Below are 16,234 nucleotides of genomic sequence, written 5' to 3'. Positions count from 1 at the left end.
AAGCCACCGTGCTCGCGGACGGCTCGATTCGGCTACGCGTCGCGCCTGTGCAGCAGCAGGCTGCCGACCAGCAGCGCGGCCGCGGCCCACGTGGCGAGCACGCCCAGGCCGGCCCATGGGCCGATGGGCAGCTCGTGCAGATGGACGGTGGCTTGGATCGCGAGCCCGGCGGTCATGGGCGAGATCTGCTGGAGGTGGCGCTGCCACTCCGGGTCGTTGACCACCCGCGTGACGACCGGGAAGAGGTAGAGCAGCCCGAGCACGATCCCGATGGCGCTCGCCGCGTCCCGTACCGCCGTCGCCACGCCGAGGCCGATCAGGGCGATCAGGACGAGGTAGAGGACCGACCCCACGGCCGCCCGCAGGGTCGGGCCGTCGGCCAGGGAGAGCGGGGCATAGTCGTGCGCCTCGGTGAATCCGTTGCCGGGCAGGATGTAGCGGCCGGCGAGGAGGGAGGCCAGGACGGCAGCCGTCCCGGAGGCGAGGACGACCGTGGTGAGGATCGTCGCCTTGGCGGTGAGGACGGTGATCCGGTTCGGCACCGCCATGAGCGTGGTGCGGATCATCCCGGTGCCGTACTCGCCGCTGACGGCCAGCACCGCGAAGACGGCGACAACCGCCTGCCCGACGGTGACGCCGGTCAGGGCGAGCTTGACGGCGTCCTGGCCGCACCCCGCGTCCGGGCACTTCACGGCCTTGGCGGTGCCGCAGCCGACGGCCACGGTCAGCGCGACGCTGAGCAGGAGCAACCTGCCCATTTCCCCTGCGGTGCGCAGCTTTGTCCACTCCGCGCGCAGGGCGCGGCCGAAGTCCCCTCGCCACGCGCCGTCAGCCGTGCTCGTGCGTCGTGCACCGCTCAGGAGACTCATACGTCCCTCCCGCGCAGCCGCACCACGGCCAGACCGAAGGCGAGCGCGGCGTATCCGCACAGCACGGCGAGGCCGGCCCAGGGCGCCAGCGGGTAGTAGCCGGTCGACGGCTCGTACACGCTGAGTACCTGCGTGTACTGCGGCAGGGTCTGCTGGATGGCGAAGCCCGCAGCCGGGGTCACCCGCAGCAGCCACTCCGAGACGCCCGGGGGCAGTACGCCGGAGGTGGCAAGCAGGAAGGGCAGCACGATTGACGCGATGACCAGGGCGACCGCCGTGCCGCTGCGCCGCAGCAGGGCACCGACGCCGAGGGCGAGCACGGCGGCGGCTGCGCAGAGCAGGCCGGTTCCGACCATGACGCGCACTTCGGTCGCCGACGTGACGGGGAAGACATGGAAGCCCCTGCCACGCGCGCTGCGTTCCCCGATGGGAATGGTGATCGCGGCGGCGACCAGGCCGATGGCGAACGCGACGCCCCCGGCCACCAGCGCCTTGGCACCAAGCACCCGGCCCCGCAGGGGAGTTGCCGCCATGGTCGTACGCAGCAGACCACGCCGATACTCGCCGGTGATGAACACCGTGCCCACGGCGATCACCACGATCAGCCCGGCGAATGTGCCGACGAGGAAGTTCTCGACGGAGAAGCCGACGCCCATGGCGGGCCCGCCGACGACCGGTGCGATGTCACCGGCCCCGGTCACGGTGAACCCGCCGCCGTCGGTCTGGGTGAAGCCGCCCTTGGTGGTGTTCGTGTAGCTGCCGGAGGTGCCCGCGTCGCCGCCCACCTGTGTGCCGCTCCACGTCCCCTGGGACCAGTCGCCGGTGAGGGCGGGGCGGCCGAAGGCGCCGGTGGCCACGGCGGGGCTGAAGCCCGTGCCCGCCGCGGTGTCCTGCTTCGCCTCCGGTGACGTGGCGAAGAGCCCGGCCTGCACGGTGCGCGCAAGCCCAGGCAGCTTCGCATGGCCGACCTTGGTCCAGTGGGAGCCGTCTGTGGAGGTGTAACCGGTGAGGCTGTCGCCGGCGCGGACCAGGCGCAGCCAGCGCGGGGGATCCTGGGTGACCTTGTCGGAAGGGCCCGCCGTGTCGTGCGTGTAGTCGTACTGCATGCGCACGCCGTGACCGCCGGTGGCCATGACCGCCGTGTACGGAGATCCCTGGGTGAGGCTTTCCTTCACGATGATCCCTGCCTTCGCCCAGGGCTGGGCGCCCTGGGCCGTCTTGCCGATCCCGGTGTCGGCCACACCGGTCAGGGACCGCAGGGGAACGGTGAGGGCGCCGTCGCCGGTGAGCGTCCTGTGGACGAAGTAGAAGCTGTCATTGACGGCCTCGCCGCCGGGGCCCTTCGGATACGAGGCGGAGTCGGCGCCGCGACCGCCGGGGGCGGGGGCGGCCGTGCCGAGCAGGCCGACCACGATCGTCACCAGGAGCGCCCCCGCCATGGCGAGGACCCAGCCGCGTACCGTACGGAACTTCGTCCACTCGGCGTGCAGCGTCCTGAGGAACCCGCTCCGCTCAGCGCGCCTCGTGGCCGGGGGGCGAGGGGTGAGGGTGGCTGTCATCGCGTGGCCTCCCCCGCCGGGATGCCCCGGTACTCCACCGCGTCCCGGGTGAGCTCCATGTACGCCTCTTCGAGCGTCGCCCGATGTGCGGACACCTGGGAGAACGGCACCCCGTTCCGGGCAAGCTGGGCCACGATCTCCTCGTCGGGCAGGCCCGTGACGCCGAGGGTGTCGGGGCCGGTGGCGAGAACGGTGGCGCCCGCGCCGTGCAGGACCTGGGCGGCGCGCGGAGGCGCGGAGGTACGCAGGGTGACCCGGCCGCTGGACGCCTCGGCGAGCAGCTCGGACACGCTGGTGTCCGCGACGACCCGGCCGCGACCGATCACCACGAGATGGTCCGCGGTGTCTTCGAGTTCGCTCATCAGGTGACTGGAGACCAGGACGGCGCGGCCCTGCCGGGCCAGCTCCGCCAGGAAGCCGCGCATCCACACGATGCCGTCGGGGTCGAGGCCGTTGAACGGCTCGTCCAGCATTACCACCGGCGGGTCACCGAGCAGCGCCGCCGCGATCCCCAGGCGCTGGCGCATGCCCAGCGAGAAGCCGCCGGCCTTGCGCCGGGCCGCCGTGCCCAGGCCGGCCAGTTCGATGACCTCGTCCACGCGCCGGGGCGGCACGCCCTGTGAGTGGGCCAGCCACAGCAGGTGGTTACGGGCGGTGCGGCTCGGCTGCAGCGCGGAGGCGTCGAGCAGTGCCCCCAGATGCCGAAGCGGGCGACGCAAGGTGCGGTACGGTACCCCGCCGACCAGGGCCTTTCCCTCCTCAGCCGCGTCAAGGCCCAGGATCACGCGCATGGTGGTGGACTTGCCCGCGCCGTTCGGGCCGACGAAGCCGGTCACCCGTCCGGGCCGCACGGTGAACGTCATCCCGTCCAGAGCCAGCTGTGGCCCGAAGCGTTTACGCAAACCGATGACCTCGATCGTCGCCTTCGTACTCTCATCGCTCATGGGCCCCACCCTGTGACGGAGCGAGTTACAGGGGCCGAACGGCCACTGTCATCTCGCTGTTAGGCGCCTCGGCTTAGCCTGGCCTGGTACGTGTCCTGGTGCGGTGGCAAGAGGGGAGCATGCGGATGAAATGGGGTCCGCCCCGACGGCTCGCGGGCCTGACTGCCCGGCTCGGCCTGCGCCGTGGCACAGCCCGCACCCGCTTCACCGCCTTGTACGTGACTCTGTTCCTGCTGTCGGGAACGGCGCTGCTGGCCATCGCGGCCGTGGTGGCATCCGGCGGATCGCGTTCCAGCCAGACCGCCCCCGATGGCGGCACCGATCAGCCCGCCACGGCGGCACAGGCCCAGGGCCGCATCGACGAGTTGGAGCAGCAGCTGGCCCAGGCGCACGACACCCAGTCCCGGCAGATCCTGCTCGGCTCCGCCATCGCCCTCGGCGTCATGGCGGTGATCTCGGTCGGGCTCGGCTGGTTCGTCGCCGGCCGAGTGCTGCGCCCGCTGCGCGTGATGACAGCGGCAACCCGCCGGATCACCGCCGACAGCCTGCACGAACGCCTGGCCATCGGCGGCCCCGGCGACGAGGTGAAGGACCTCGCCGACACCATCGACGACCTCCTCGGCCGCCTGGAGGGCTCCTTCGACGCCCAGCGCCTCTTCGTCGCCAACGCCTCCCACGAGCTGCGCACCCCGCTCACCACGATGCGGGCCTCCCTGGACGTGGCCCTCGCCAAGCCGGGCCCGGTACCCGGGACCACGGCCACACTGGCCTCCCGGATGCGCGCCGAACTCGACCAGGTGGACCGGCTGTTGGAGAGTCTCCTCGTACTGGCTCGCACCCAGCACGGCGAGTTCACCGACTCGGCGCGCCTCACCCTCGGCCAACTCGCGCTGACCGCCCTGACCGGACGGGCAAAGGACATTGCGGCCAAGGGCCTGACCGTGCGTGAAAACCGGATCGACGACTCCGTGTGGGTGCGGGGCAGCCAGACACTGCTGCGCCGCGCGGTCGACAACGTGGTCGACAACGCGATCGCGCACAACGACCCCGGGGGCTGGATCAGTGTCGCGGTACGGGCCGAAGGAAACGACGCAAGCGCAGTGTCCCTCGTCGTCGAGTCCAGCGGACCGGTCCTCGACCAGCGGCGGGTGGCGGACCTCGCGCAGCCCTTCCGCCGCCTTGGCGCCGACCGGACCGGCACCGGCCAGGGCAGCGGCCTCGGCCTCTCCATCGTCGCGGCCATCACTCAGGCCCACCACGGCACCCTTGACCTGCGCGCCCGCCCCGACGGCGGCCTGCGCGTCACCATCACCCTCCCCGGTACGGACGGCAGGGCGACCGCGGAAGCTCCCAACACAGAGACGGGCGTGGCGCATTGAGAGTCCTGGTGGTCGAGGACGCCCGCCCCCTCGCCGAAGTCGTTGCCGAGGGACTGCGCGACCAGGGCATGGCCGTGGACGTGGCCCACGACGGGCTCGACGCCGCGGCCAAGTTGGACGTCAACGCGTACGACGTCGTCGTGCTCGACCGCGACCTGCCAGGCATCCACGGCGACACCCTCTGCCAGATGATCACCGAGCGGGACGGCCGCGTGATGGTCCTGATGCTGACCGCCGCCGACTCACCCAGCGACCGCGTCAGCGGCCTGACCCTGGGCGCTGACGACTACCTCGCCAAGCCCTTCCACTTTCCCGAACTCATCCTGCGCATCCGCGCCCTGGCCCGCCGCCGCCCCGCCGCCCGGTCCCGCACCCTGAGCACGGCGGGCATCGAACTCGACCCGATGCGCCGCACCGCCAGCCGCGACGGCCACCAGCTCGACCTCTCCGTCAAGGAATTCGCGGTACTCGAAGCCCTCCTTAACGCGAGCCCCGCCTTCCTCAGCACGGAGAACCTCCTCGAACAGGTCTGGGACGAGCACGCCGACCCGTTCACCAACACCGTCACGGTGACCATCAGCCGCCTGCGCCGCAAACTCGGCGACCCCCCGGTCATCGCCACCACACCCGGCGTGGGGTATCGGATCATCGACCCAGGCGCCCCACCCGACTGAGCAGCGGGCCGGGGCCGACGGCCCGCGAGCGGAGGCCGTGCTCAGTGCACCCGACTCCAGTCATCTGCGCAGCCGACTTCGGAGACTGACAGGCCTGGAGAGACTCGCAACCTCGTCTCCGTTCAGGTAGTGGGGGCGAAGTCGACCGATTCCGCCCCCGGCCGTCAAAGCAGGCTTCCAGTCGCCTCGTCACGTCCTCGAAGCGGGGCATGACAAGCGCCGCCGCGTACATTCCGCCCTTGAGACCCCCCGCCGCGAGGAATTTATGCCCGGCCGGCTTAGGTCGCGGTCGAGATGAGGTTCTTCCCCAAGGTTGTGGCGGTGTGTCGCACCATGTTGTCGTGTCGAAGGCTGGTGACCAGGCCGGCGGCTCGCAGTGCGGCGACGTGTTCCGAAGCCGAGGCGGGAGAGATGGCAAGGCACTCAGCGAGTTGCTTGGTGTTATGGCCGGCAGGAGATGCTAGGGCTTCCAGGACGGCCGCGCGGGTTCGGCCCAATAGTGCCGCCAGGGCTGTCGATGCACGTGGCCGGGCATCCGCTGGTGCGGCGACGAGACTGTCGCTCTGTAGATTCCAAACGGGCGCGTATACGAGCACGGGGGTGCCCACCTCGTTGAGCAGTGCGCGGGGACGCGAGCCGCAGAAGATGTGGGCGGACAGGAGAAGTCCTCGCCCCTCCAGGTGGAAGTCGACCTGGCCTTGTCCGGCGAAGCCGGCAAGCTCCAGCACGGGCTCCTCCCAGCGCACCGTCGGGTGCAGGCCGGCCAGCACCGCACCAACGCCGAGGCGTGCCATGGTGTGCACACGCCAGGCACGGTCTGCGTCCAGTACGGCCCGCATGCGGTCGACGTATGGAGTTATCGCGACGTCGTAGTAGGCCGCCAGGGTGTCGGTCACCGTGTCCAGTGCCTCGCGGTCCCCGTCGGCCAGCAGGTATGTCCAGGCCGGCAGGCGGTGGTGGCTCGACAGGCGGCGCAATTCGGCCGCCAGACGCCTGCGTGGTGTAGCTCGTATCGCGTCGAACGCCTCTGTGGTAGGGGATGCATGGTCAGGGCCCGGGGTGAGGAAGTCCGGAGCCCAGCCGGAAGCCGGTACCAGGGAACCGAGCAGTGACACCCGTGCGGGAAGCTGCTTTCCGGCGAGGTGGTGCCGCCACGCGGAGAACCGTGGGCCCGAGCCGCGACGGAGCGCTTGCAGACTCATTACGGCCTCGCTCACCGGCAGTGAGCTGTTGTAGCCGAGCGTCACCCGTGCCAGATCTTTCGAAGTGAAGTGGATTCGCAACATAAAGTCCCTGATGTCCGCATTCTTGGGTGTAGTGCGTGCTGACCAGGGACATTCGGCTACAGCCGACGGTCTTTGTCGAGATCATGCTCGGCCATAGACGATGTGACCGAGCCGAAGTTGCTCTGTACAGCAGCCGGTCCGGCCAGAATGGCGCGGGCGAAGCCCGGTGGCTGATGCTGACCGGTTCTGCTTGCTGCGTGAAACGAATTTGGCCCTACAGTCGGCCACCTGCTGGCCGGAAGCGAAGGAGTCCCATGCGTATACGCAAAAAAACTGACCGCTGCCGGATTGGGCGCGCTAATGATCGTTGGCGCCATGGCGTTCCCGGCGCAGGCGACACAGTCCGGAGACGTTCGCGTAGCTGCTCAAGCGAGCGCCAACGGCGAAAGCGCTGCCGCTGCGCAATGGATATATACCGGTCAGAGGTACTTCTTCAGCATCGAGTGCCACTCGGCTGCGGTCTCGCTGACGTATGCCACTGGATGGGCCACTCAGTGTCGTGGCCCTCACACCGATGGCTACTACTACCTCTGGGCCTATCACTGAAAAGCCTGACCAGCTCACCGTACGGAGGGCGGCCCCGTTTGTCGGGGCCGCCCTCGACCGTTTTCGCCCCCCCCTTTCTATGGATTCACGGGCAGCCAAGCTGAGGGCACGACAACCGGCGCAGAAACAGTAATGACGGCAGGAACCAGCTCAGAGGGAGCTTGGCCCGTCGCTTCGCTGAATGACACCTGGCCGCCGAAGAACCTCACGAGAGGAAAGGTCACCCCATCGCCGGAGAAGGTGGCGCTGTCGAAGGACACTCTGCCTCGGGAGAATGTTGTGTGAGCGAAGGACACCGCGCCGCCGTCGAACAATGCGCCGTTGAAGGACACCGTGCTACCGGAAAATGTCGAGCGGCGGAAGGGCACCGTGCCGCCGGAGAACCCTGCGGCTTCGAAGGAAACGCTGCCGCCGGAGAACTCCGCGCCGCCGAAGGACACCCTGCCGCCGGAGAACGTCACGCCATCGAAGGACACCCTGCCTCCGTTGGCGAACGTCACGGCATCGAAGGAGGTCCTGCCGCCGGAGAACTCCGCGTCGGCGAAGGACACCTCGCCGCCGGAGAACACCGCGGCCGCGAAGGACACCCTGCCTCCATCGGAGAACGAAGCGTCGGCGAAGGACACCCTGCCGCCGGAGAACACGGCGTCGGCGAAGGACACCCTGCCTCCGTCGGAGAACAAAGCGCCGGCGAAGGACACCCTGCCGCTGAAGAACACCACGCGGCTGAAGTCCATTCTGCAGTCGATGGTGACGCCGGTGAGGTCGAGGTCGCAGCCCTGCCATGAGCGGGGGGCGCCCTGGGGGTGCCGGTAGTGGTCGCTAATGAGGCCCAGGATCGTGTGCCGGACCTTGCGAAAGGCCAGGTAGCGGTGGTGCTCCTCTTGGTGAGCGGGATCGTCGCCGGGGTCGGGGGTGAAGGGAAGTTGAAGGTAGGCGCACAGAACGTCGATGCAGGTCTGGCGCAGGTTGTCGTCGGGAGCGTCGTCGGCGAGGCCGGCTAGTGCGTGAACGCCACCGAGCCGGACGGCAGGGGAGTCAGAGCCGAGTTTGTCGACTGCCTGGGAGAAGCGTTCCGTATGGAGCCGGGTGGCTTCGCGGTGGGCGCCAGCCTCGTCGACGCGCTGTCGGCGGTAGGCGACAACCAGGGCGACGAGCGCGCCGGCCCCAGCGACTACTCCGAAGGAGAGCTTCACCAGGTCGAAGAGTGTCTTCGCGTCGAGCTTCTTGGTGTTGTCGATCTCCTGAAAGTCCAGCAGGTACACCAAGCCGTAGAAGACGCTGCCCGCTGCCAGAACTGCGACAGCGAAGGTGACCGTGAGGGCCCGGCCAACCTTCCACATGCGTAGCTCCCGGTCGTTCGGGGTAATTCGGGGCCTTCCGTTGGCTGTCATGCGGGTGGAGACAGGTCTCGGAGATCAGCGGTTGCAGTTGGCGCCCGTGGGGGGCGCACTGCTCACTGCGGCGCGTCACCGCCATACGATGATCACCGTGACCAGCCGCCGCACCCTTGGTACCGGCCCCGAGACTTCTCCCCGGGGCATGAGCGCCGCCCAAGCCGACCTCCTCGACGTACTGCCTGGCATACGCCTGCCGGATCTGCAGGAACTTCGAGCCCGCGGAGTCCTTGGAAACCGCGCCCCGACGCCTGCGGGCCCGCGGCGGGCCCTCGGGGCCGGCCGGACCGCGTGCGCGCAGGCGTACCGGCACAGCGCGGTCAGTGAACCGCTGACTCTCTGAGTGCGGCGTTACGAAACCAGCGATGGATGCCGTGTGACAGGCAGGACCGACTGATCCTCGGCGGTTCGCTCCGCCTGGCTAATCTCGGCCCAGACGGCGTCGAGAGACAGGCCGAGGGTGTCGGCGATCGCTGCGATGGTCGGGAAGGCGGGGGTAGCCACACGGCCGGATTCGATCTTCCGCAGAGTTTCCGGCGAGATGTGCGAAGCGAGCGCCACGTCCAGCATCGAGCGGCAGCCCCTGGCTCGGCGGAGCAGCGCGCCAAGGCGCTGTCCGCGTTCTACCTCGGCGGGGGTGAGCGGCAACCTGACCATGACCCCATTCTAATACCGGTACAGTTAGACCGGGATAGTTATTGGACGTACATGAGAGGTCCCCCATGATTGAGATCCTGAACTCCGCGCGGCTTGAGCGGGCGAGGGACACCGGCGCCCTGGTCGGAAACATCCTGCACACGCTGAAGCAGCGCAGCACGGTCGGGACGAACCTGCTGGACATCGACCAGTGGGCCAAGGAGATGATCACCGAGGCGGGAGCGCAGTCCTGCTACGTCGACTACGCGCCTTCCTTCGGGCGCGGCCCGTTCGGGCACTACATCTGCACGGCCGTCAACGACGGAGTGCTCCATGGGCGGCCTCACAACTACACGCTGGCAGACGGGGATCTGCTGACTCTCGACCTCGCTGTAGCCAGGGGCGGGGTGGCCGCGGACGCCGCGATCAGCTTTCTGGTGGGCAAGGCCAGGCCAGCGGAGAGCGTCGCGATGATCGAGACGACCGAACGTGCACTCGCCGCCGGCATCGCCGCCGCCAAGCCTGGGGCGCGCATCGGCGACCTCTCCCACGCCATCGGCACGGTCCTCAGCAAGGCGGGCTACCCGATCAACACCGAGTTCGGAGGCCACGGCATCGGCTCGACCATGCACCAGGACCCACACGTCGCGAACACCGGACGGCCCGGCCGCGGATACAAGTTGCGCCCCGGACTGCTGCTCGCCCTGGAGCCCTGGGTCATGGCCGACACTGCCACACTCGTCACCGACGCCGACGGTTGGACGCTGCGCAGCGCGACGGGCTGCCGGACCGCGCACAGCGAGCACACCATCGCCATCACCGACAACGGAGCCGAAATTCTCACCCGCCCGTAAGGGAGCCCACACCGCTGCCGCGTCAGCAGACCCGGCTGCCAGGCGCGGCCGGGCCTTCCTGCGCCGCGCGCAGGACTTCCCCAAGGTGCCCTCGCCTCTTTTCCCGCCGTTGAAGCGGTCGGGCGGAGCCCAGACGTCTGAGGGGCGTGCGCACGCTCACGCCGCCCGCATGCGCGGACTACGCCCGCAGGCGGTTGCAGCCCGGATCGGTGAGATAGCACCAGGGACCGCTCGATTTGTTGACCAGTGGCCCACGGGCCAGGACGTCGAGATTCTGCCCCGGGTCCGGCACGCCCTGGCAGAGATCGGCGTGCGCTACCTCTTCGCCGAAGACGCTCCCACCCTGCTGCCCTTTGCCTCACAGCTCTTCGTGGCCCGGGAGGTGCTCGTGCGCCCCTCACGCTGGGTATGGCCGCGTTGGGTCCCCACACCGGCACGGCGGTTCCGCACACGGCAGCAAGTCGCCTTCACCAACGCTTTGCGGCCCATCGTCCGCCGACGTCGTTCATCGGGCCGGCTCGGTGACGACATGCTGGGACAGATGCTCCGGCCCTCCTCCCGCTACGGCCTACTGCCGGAAGAGGCCATCCTCGACACTCTCCCCGGAATCACCGTCGCCACCTTCGAGACACCTTCCCGGGCAGCCGGATGGATCCTGCTCCACCTGGCCCGGCACCCCCAGGCAGCGGGCCGCGTCGCGGCCGAAGCCGCCTTGCTGCCCGCGGACCCGGCCGCGACGACCAGCACCCACCTCGACAGCCTGCAATACACCCAGGCACTGGTACGCGAGGTGCTCCGACTGCACCCCCCGAGCTGGCTCCTGACCCGGCGCGCCACGCGACAGACACAGCTCGCCGACTACACCATCGACGCCGGGTCCACCGTTCTCGTCTGCCCCTACACCGCCCACCGCGACGCACGGGAACACTCCGAGCCGGACCAGTTCCAGCCCGAGCGCTGGCTCGATGATTCGGGCTCGCCGGCGAAACCCGGGGTCTTCCTCTCCTTCGGTACCGGGCCGCATGGCTGCGAGGGAGCCGCTCTGGCCATGGCGATGCTGACGCTCCTGACTGCGCAGACCGCCCGCCGCTACCACTTGAGCGAGCTGCCCGGAACGGAACCCAGCTACCAGGTCACCACTTTCGAAGGCCTCGCAACTGTCGGCTTGCGCCTGCGCGCCACCCTGCGCAGCTGAGGGCAGTCCTGCTTTCAGTGACAGGCCGCCTCCACCCGCGAACAGTGAAGGTTGATCAAGTTTGAGTGCCGTTCCGCACACGCTTGGATGACCAGCTCATGGTTCGCTCATCGTGTGTCGCTGGTCGAACTCGTTGGCGAGCATGCCCATCATGACGAGGTCGTGGTGTCGGCCGGCGAAGAAAACGTGTTCCCTCAAGCGCCCCTCCTCGGTGAACCCGAGCCGACGAGTAAGTGCCAGCGATGCCTCGTTGTGGGCGTAGATCACTGCTAGGCATTTGTGATAGCGCCGCTCGGCAAACATGAAGCGCAGCAACAGCACTACGACTTCTGCCGCGTAGCCCTTGCGCCGGTGGTGTAGCGGCCCAGGCAGTTGAGGTTTGCTTGCTTGGGAGACAGGCGGGTGACGTCCTCGTACAGGTCGCGCTGGTCGGCGGGCAGCGCCCGCAAAGCGGCGACAGCGGCATCCAGGTGGCGGGTCGTCCACAGCACCGCGGCGTTCAGGACCAAGCCCGAGCGCACCGAGCCGGTCTTATCCGAACTATCCCAGCGTGACGGCGAGTTGACCTTCTCGCTCCTATTCGTTAGGAAAAAGTAGTTGTGTAGAAGTCAGGTGGCCCGCCGCCGGGCGCGTCGCGGGCTGCTGATGTGTCAGAACTTCTGATCTGTGATGTTCAGTGACGGTGGGAGGTTTGCCGGCGGCGGGTCGCCGCCCGACTACGGTTGCTCGGCATGACCGCACCGAGATCGAGATCACCGCGGAGTTGGTCCAGGATCTGCTCCGCGACCAGCACCCCGACCTGACCAGGAGCTCGGCGCGCGTGGCCGGGACAGACAGCTGTGGCAGCTTGGCGACGACCTCGCCGTCCGGCTGTCCTGGGCGACGCAATCCGCGGACGCGCTGCTGCGCAAGGAGCGCGACGCTGCCCGTCTGGCCAAGCCGCGTGGAGGGGCGCCAGTGATGGTTGCCCCTCCACGCGGTGTGAACTGCGCGCTCCATCACCGCCGAGCTTTGACTCCTGGTCAACCGGGCACTTTCCGTACGGGCCCGATCCCTGATGTGGCCCACTGCTGGTCGAGTACGGTCATGACCGCGTGGGCGGTTGCTTCGTCAGCTGCGGTGATGTCGAGAACGACAAGCTTGGGCTCGCTGAGGTGCTGCGCGTGGATCGGTTCCACGTCTGTACGGCTGTATACCGCCCTCGTCGGCGCCTCCACGCGCCTCCGCGGTCCCGAGCTGGATGTTCCGAGAAGGGATACTCTTGGGCCGGGGCCGGACGAGAATCCCGGCCCGATTACGGCGGGCCGGAGTTCTCCAGCATGCGCATCAGGCGGTTGCTGGTTTTAGTAATCGCCGAAGTCGCCGAATTCACCCTTCTCGTTGTGGTGGCGCTTGATGACGCGGAAGCTGGCGACGACTCCGTTCTTGACCTTCACGCCGTCATTCATCTTCTCGTGGTGCTTCTTCTCGTGGTGCTTCTTCTCGTGGTGCTCGCCCTTCTCGAAGTTCTCGTCCTCGTCCTCGTCCTTGCCCGGGCGGACGTTGTTGGCGGAGCTGTGGGGGCCGACGGTGGCGATGGGGGCGCCGTTGTCGCACACGGCTCCGCGGAAGACCTCGACGTCGTTGCGGCTGTCGTTGCGGATGTTGAAGCTCTTGGCGCCCAGGCCGCTGACGACGGTGATGCAGCCGTCGGGGCGGCCGGAGAATTCGCGCTCGTTGATGTGGACCCGGCCCTCCTCGTGATGGCGCTTGCCCTCGCGCTCGTTGCCCCGGCGCTCGTTGCCCTCGCGCTCGTTGCCTTCGTTGCCCTTGCCTGTGTTGCCGCCCTCCCCGCCCATGGGGGCCTGGACAGGGACGGCGACCGAGGCCATCTGGGCCTGGGGGGCGGCGGTGGCGTAGGTGATGCCGGTCGCGGTCAGTGCCGCGGCGGCCGCGACGGCCGTGGCGATCGCGTGGGAACGGGTCATGATCATGTCGCTTGTTCTCCTTCTCAGACTCAGAGACAGTCCCGCTGTGACAGCCGGTGCGTGATTGAACGTACTAAAACCCCCTATTGCTGTCATATCGAGCAAATCGGGATCCCGGCTTTGTGGGGCTGATCGGGTATACAGAGCTTCTTTGCACCACTCAGAAGAGGAGCTGAGTAACCGTCAAAACAGCCTTGAACGTGGGAGTTTGAAAGACAATTAGCCCTTGCAGGTGATCTTTTGACGCTTACTCACCCGCTGCGATGGTGGGGCGCTGGGAAGTGTCGGCAAGTTGCTGCTTGACATGTGGCCTGTCGTAGGTTCCAGGGCACGCCCAACGACGTCGCCGAAGCGGTCGCCGCCCGGATTGCACACTCCCGGTTCCTGTACGAGGGCGGCCACCGCTACGTCGTCCTCATGGAGGAATCCGTCCTGTGCTACCGCACCGCCGACCCCGATGCCATGAAGGGACAGCTGCGTTACCTCCTGGCCGTGATGCTGCTCGCGTCTGTCTCCCTCGCCGCCATCCCGTTCACCGCGCAGCGCACCGTGTGGCCGCTGGAGGCGTTCCACCTCCACGACGACGCAGCCGCATGAGGTGATCGGAAGTCCGCCCGCCTGCGCACCACAGCACGAAACCCCGAGCCTCAAGATGCCCGGGGCCGGTCAGGGGTGAGAAGCGGTCAGAAGCCGTCCTGGGTGGTCGGCACCGGCCCCGCCCAGTCCATACCCAGCGCAGCGAGGGCGTCGAGCTGGTCGACCGTGAGTTTGTCCTGCCGCTGCTTGGTGTTACTCATAAACACCCCCAGCCGGACCCGTGTGGCCTCGCCCTCCAGCGTGATCTCCTCCGTGTGGCTGCGTGGTACCGGCCGGTGGGCGCCTTCCCGTTCCACCCACTCCCGCCAACGAGTGGGAGACCCGTTTCGCGGACATGGTCATCGACCGGCGGACCGACCCGTTCGTGAAGCCGTTCTTCAACCGGTCGGTCCTACGGGGCCTCGACGGCAAGCTGAGGTAGCCGGGCAGCACCCGCACTCACCACACGGACCCCCAGCAGGCGTGACCGAGGCCGGAGTGCAGTCGTCAGCCGACATCGCGCCTTATTCAGTGGAAGCACCACGGCGCTTGGCCGCCGCCCGATCGAGCCGCTTCTGCCGAAGGGTGAGTTCCTTCCTACACACCTTCACGGCGTCCTGTTCAAGCCCTCGGTCTGTCACCTGATAGCGATACGGCTCGTACCGCTTCCGGGAGGAGGACACAAGGAAGTCCCACACGTCCCCGTTATCGGCACTCAGAGGCTGGCTGACCTCCGCTTCGCCCACGGCACGGGCGAAGCGGATCAACCCAAAGTCGCGCAGCCGCTGACAGCCGTCCTCCCAGGCGTCGCGGCGGAGTCCGAAAGCGTCCGTCCGCATCTCGCCGTGGACGTAGACACCGGATGTCAGATGCTTGTCCGGGGCCCGCTTACTGAGCACCCTGAACGCGAGCCAGGTGGCGACCTCTGAAGGATTGAGCACCTGGGCCCAGCCATTCAGGAAGAAGTGCGCCGGGATCTTGATCGTTGCGCCAGCGCGCCAGTGATCCTTGGGCACCACGTAGGTGTCCGGGCTCTGGTTGCCGCCGCGGCCGGACTCCTTCATGAGCCGGAACGACTGGTACAGCCTCTGTTCCCGCTTCCCCCGGGGGACATCGACCAGGGCCTGGTCGTACTGCTTGCTGCCAAGCCCTTCCAGGGTCCGCAGAGCCCCTTGAACCTGCCGCAGGCGCAAGTCCTCGGCCGTCCTGCCGTTGGCGGTGTAGTGCATGTACGTCGCCGACTTGGCGTCGTACGCGCCGTCTGCAGCAAAGAGATCCGACCAGGACCCCCGACCGGACAACGGCAGCACATTCGTCCACTGTTTCCCCGCCTCAAGTCGGCACTGAGCCTCGAAGACCGCGAGTAGATAGAAGCGCAGCGCAATCCCCTTGGGAAGAACCAGCCGGGACAGCAAGGAGGGGGCGTCGCCACCGCCACGGGGCGCCAGCAAAGCGCTGCGCAGAACGATGGAATCCGGCTTCCTCCCGTCCGCCCAGAGGCCCTTCAGAGCCCTGTTCGCCCCCTCGACAGAACGGATCTTGTCCATCTGCTCCAGTCGGCGCAGCCGCCGCTGGTTCGATTCTCTTGCGTCAGCCACGCATCCCTCACACCACGTTTTACTCTCAACGTTTTGATCCGCACGATTAGATAGTCAATAGTTATATAGATGACTTAGTGCGGATCAAAACGTTGAGCGATGCCCTGAAGTTGGGCCTCCACGCCCAGGATCATAGAGGTGAGGCCTCGTCAGAGAGGTCTCGGCGGCTCGCCGTTCGTAGCTGACGCGAACGGCCCCGGGGTGCAACCCGGGGCCGTCTCAGTTCAGACCTCACCAAGGAGACTAGTGGAACCCAACACCAACCAGAACGGCCCCGAGCCATTGCCCCAGCGATGGGCCATCATCCTCATTGCCGGTTTCGTAGCCGGTGCCGCCGTCCTCCCCCTCGGCGGCCCGTTGGCCGCCCTTGGAGCCGCTGGCGCGACCACCATGGGACTGAACCAGCTCATGGCGTAGAGCGGAACGGAGACATTCCGGAGCGCCCGCCCCGTGTGCACGAGCAGCCCCTCGGAGAAGGATTCTCCGAGGGGCTGGAGTCGTCGGCGCTACTTGGTGTTCCTGATGATGTTGATCGTGATTGGCGCGGCTCCGCAACGCCAGTGGCCCCGAGCCCGGCGGCAACGGGGATGACATCGGTGTGGCCAGTGACGGCGAGCACCAGGACCCCGCCGGCGGAGTTCTGAAGCACGGACACCGGGTCGCTCAAATGGAAGAATGGCTCTGTTCACGGGTAGCGGTTCTGGCACACATTCCGTGAAAGATCTTGCTGGCTCTCGCCAGCAGGAGGCGCGCG

16 protein-coding genes and 3 pseudogenes are annotated in these 16,234 nt (G+C 67.9%); 7 read left to right on the top strand and 12 right to left on the bottom strand.

Going from position 1 to position 16,234, the window contains the following annotated elements:
* Positions 1 to 32: 32 nt before the first annotated feature.
* Genes ABTZ94_RS16240 through ABTZ94_RS16230 form a run of 3 tightly spaced genes read right to left on the bottom strand, consistent with a single transcriptional unit; the run spans position 33 to position 3,372 of the window.
* Positions 33 to 869, bottom strand: a complete 837-nt coding sequence (locus tag ABTZ94_RS16240) for an ABC transporter permease (protein WP_351201561.1) — start codon at positions 867 to 869, stop codon at positions 33 to 35.
* Positions 866 to 2,428: a DUF1349 domain-containing protein gene (locus tag ABTZ94_RS16235; protein WP_351201559.1), complete on the bottom strand. Its 1,563-nt coding sequence runs from the start codon at positions 2,426 to 2,428 to the stop codon at positions 866 to 868. The genes ABTZ94_RS16240 and ABTZ94_RS16235 overlap by 4 nt, the downstream gene beginning before the upstream one ends.
* The gene (locus ABTZ94_RS16230; RefSeq protein ID WP_351201557.1) at positions 2,425 to 3,372 is read right to left on the bottom strand and encodes an ABC transporter ATP-binding protein; all 948 of its coding nucleotides are present in this window, start codon (positions 3,370 to 3,372) and stop codon (positions 2,425 to 2,427) included. The genes ABTZ94_RS16235 and ABTZ94_RS16230 overlap by 4 nt, the downstream gene beginning before the upstream one ends.
* Positions 3,373 to 3,497: 125 nt before the next feature.
* Here ABTZ94_RS16230 and ABTZ94_RS16225 point away from each other — a divergent pair, with 125 nt between their 5' ends.
* Positions 3,498 to 4,751, top strand: a complete 1,254-nt coding sequence (locus ABTZ94_RS16225; RefSeq protein WP_351201555.1) for a sensor histidine kinase — start codon at positions 3,498 to 3,500, stop codon at positions 4,749 to 4,751.
* A complete protein-coding gene (locus ABTZ94_RS16220) occupies positions 4,748 to 5,425 on the top strand; it encodes a response regulator transcription factor (protein ID WP_351201554.1) in 678 nt (225 codons plus the stop codon). Before ABTZ94_RS16225 ends, ABTZ94_RS16220 begins: the two co-directional genes overlap by 4 nt.
* 278 nt (positions 5,426 to 5,703) lie before the next feature.
* Here ABTZ94_RS16220 and ABTZ94_RS16215 read toward each other — a convergent pair whose 3' ends face one another.
* Positions 5,704 to 6,642 carry a winged helix-turn-helix domain-containing protein gene (locus ABTZ94_RS16215; protein WP_351201552.1) on the bottom strand — a complete coding sequence of 313 codons (939 nt, stop codon included), beginning with the start codon at positions 6,640 to 6,642 and terminating at the stop codon, positions 5,704 to 5,706.
* Between the two features lie 692 nt (positions 6,643 to 7,334).
* Positions 7,335 to 8,600: a pentapeptide repeat-containing protein gene (locus tag ABTZ94_RS16210; protein ID WP_351201550.1), complete on the bottom strand. Its 1,266-nt coding sequence runs from the start codon at positions 8,598 to 8,600 to the stop codon at positions 7,335 to 7,337.
* Between the two features lie 148 nt (positions 8,601 to 8,748).
* Between ABTZ94_RS16210 and ABTZ94_RS16205 the strand changes: the two genes are divergently transcribed.
* The gene (locus tag ABTZ94_RS16205) at positions 8,749 to 8,997 is read left to right on the top strand and encodes a hypothetical protein (RefSeq protein WP_351201548.1); all 249 of its coding nucleotides are present in this window, start codon (positions 8,749 to 8,751) and stop codon (positions 8,995 to 8,997) included.
* 8 nt (positions 8,998 to 9,005) lie between these two features.
* On the opposite strand, the gene ABTZ94_RS16200 is transcribed toward ABTZ94_RS16205, so the two are convergent.
* Positions 9,006 to 9,311: a helix-turn-helix domain-containing protein gene (locus tag ABTZ94_RS16200; RefSeq protein WP_028804781.1), complete on the bottom strand. Its 306-nt coding sequence runs from the start codon at positions 9,309 to 9,311 to the stop codon at positions 9,006 to 9,008.
* 65 nt (positions 9,312 to 9,376) lie between these two features.
* Here ABTZ94_RS16200 and map point away from each other — a divergent pair, with 65 nt between their 5' ends.
* Together map and ABTZ94_RS16190 are read left to right on the top strand one after the other, a co-directional pair.
* Positions 9,377 to 10,144, top strand: coding sequence for a type I methionyl aminopeptidase (gene map / locus ABTZ94_RS16195; RefSeq protein WP_351201546.1), 768 nt, complete (start codon positions 9,377 to 9,379; stop codon positions 10,142 to 10,144).
* Between the two features lie 169 nt (positions 10,145 to 10,313).
* Positions 10,314 to 11,339 carry a cytochrome P450 gene (locus ABTZ94_RS16190; RefSeq protein WP_351201544.1) on the top strand — a complete coding sequence of 342 codons (1,026 nt, stop codon included), beginning with the start codon at positions 10,314 to 10,316 and terminating at the stop codon, positions 11,337 to 11,339.
* A 96-nt stretch (positions 11,340 to 11,435) separates the two neighbouring features.
* Here the strand turns inward: ABTZ94_RS16190 and ABTZ94_RS16185 are convergent.
* The 4 genes and pseudogenes from ABTZ94_RS16185 to ABTZ94_RS16165 form a co-directional block, all read right to left on the bottom strand.
* Positions 11,436 to 11,693, bottom strand: a pseudogene (locus ABTZ94_RS16185) (GNAT family N-acetyltransferase); the annotation flags it as partial.
* A pseudogene (locus ABTZ94_RS16180) lies at positions 11,693 to 11,870 on the bottom strand (Tn3 family transposase); the annotation flags it as partial. The pseudogenes ABTZ94_RS16180 and ABTZ94_RS16185, both read right to left, overlap by 1 nt.
* A gap of 491 nt (positions 11,871 to 12,361) precedes the next feature.
* Entirely contained in the window at positions 12,362 to 12,517 is a 156-nt protein-coding gene (locus ABTZ94_RS16170; protein WP_351201542.1) for a DUF6207 family protein, read from the bottom strand.
* Between the two features lie 165 nt (positions 12,518 to 12,682).
* Entirely contained in the window at positions 12,683 to 13,312 is a 630-nt protein-coding gene (locus tag ABTZ94_RS16165) for a hypothetical protein (RefSeq protein ID WP_351201540.1), read from the bottom strand.
* A 315-nt stretch (positions 13,313 to 13,627) separates the two neighbouring features.
* Here ABTZ94_RS16165 and ABTZ94_RS16160 point away from each other — a divergent pair.
* A pseudogene (locus tag ABTZ94_RS16160) lies at positions 13,628 to 13,900 on the top strand (Scr1 family TA system antitoxin-like transcriptional regulator); the annotation flags it as partial.
* Positions 13,901 to 13,989: 89 nt separating this feature from the next.
* On the opposite strand, the gene ABTZ94_RS16155 reads toward ABTZ94_RS16160, so the two are convergent.
* On the bottom strand, positions 13,990 to 14,199 hold the full coding sequence (locus ABTZ94_RS16155; protein ID WP_351201538.1) for a Helicase associated domain protein: 210 nt from the start codon (positions 14,197 to 14,199) through the stop codon (positions 13,990 to 13,992).
* Positions 14,200 to 14,406: 207 nt separating this feature from the next.
* Positions 14,407 to 15,429: a hypothetical protein gene (locus tag ABTZ94_RS16150; RefSeq protein ID WP_351201536.1), complete on the bottom strand. Its 1,023-nt coding sequence runs from the start codon at positions 15,427 to 15,429 to the stop codon at positions 14,407 to 14,409.
* Between the two features lie 297 nt (positions 15,430 to 15,726).
* Here ABTZ94_RS16150 and ABTZ94_RS16145 point away from each other — a divergent pair, with 297 nt between their 5' ends.
* Positions 15,727 to 15,897, top strand: coding sequence for a hypothetical protein (locus tag ABTZ94_RS16145; protein WP_351201534.1), 171 nt, complete (start codon positions 15,727 to 15,729; stop codon positions 15,895 to 15,897).
* Positions 15,898 to 16,234: the final 337 nt, after the last annotated feature.

Origin of the sequence: Streptomyces sp. NPDC002785 (assembly GCF_040295565.1) — a bacterium.
GTDB lineage: Bacteria > Actinomycetota > Actinomycetes > Streptomycetales > Streptomycetaceae > Streptomyces.
This window is presented reverse-complemented; position numbering and strand designations above follow the sequence as displayed.

Bases quoted from the DNA above. Each gene is read 5' to 3' on its own strand.
- ABTZ94_RS16150 (WP_351201536.1), bottom strand. From the start codon at position 15,429: ATGGACAAGATCCGTTCTGTCGAGGGGGCGAACAGGGCTCTGAAGGGC.
- ABTZ94_RS16190 (WP_351201544.1), top strand. From the start codon at position 10,314: ATGCGCGGACTACGCCCGCAGGCGGTTGCAGCCCGGATCGGTGAGATA.
- ABTZ94_RS16210 (WP_351201550.1), bottom strand. From the start codon at position 8,600: ATGTGGAAGGTTGGCCGGGCCCTCACGGTCACCTTCGCTGTCGCAGTT.
- ABTZ94_RS16225 (WP_351201555.1), top strand. From the start codon at position 3,498: ATGAAATGGGGTCCGCCCCGACGGCTCGCGGGCCTGACTGCCCGGCTC.
- ABTZ94_RS16230 (WP_351201557.1), bottom strand. From the start codon at position 3,372: ATGAGCGATGAGAGTACGAAGGCGACGATCGAGGTCATCGGTTTGCGT.
- ABTZ94_RS16235 (WP_351201559.1), bottom strand. From the start codon at position 2,428: ATGACAGCCACCCTCACCCCTCGCCCCCCGGCCACGAGGCGCGCTGAG.
- ABTZ94_RS16165 (WP_351201540.1), bottom strand. From the start codon at position 13,312: ATGATCATGACCCGTTCCCACGCGATCGCCACGGCCGTCGCGGCCGCC.
- ABTZ94_RS16240 (WP_351201561.1), bottom strand. From the start codon at position 869: ATGAGTCTCCTGAGCGGTGCACGACGCACGAGCACGGCTGACGGCGCG.
- ABTZ94_RS16200 (WP_028804781.1), bottom strand. From the start codon at position 9,311: ATGGTCAGGTTGCCGCTCACCCCCGCCGAGGTAGAACGCGGACAGCGC.
- map (WP_351201546.1), top strand. From the start codon at position 9,377: ATGATTGAGATCCTGAACTCCGCGCGGCTTGAGCGGGCGAGGGACACC.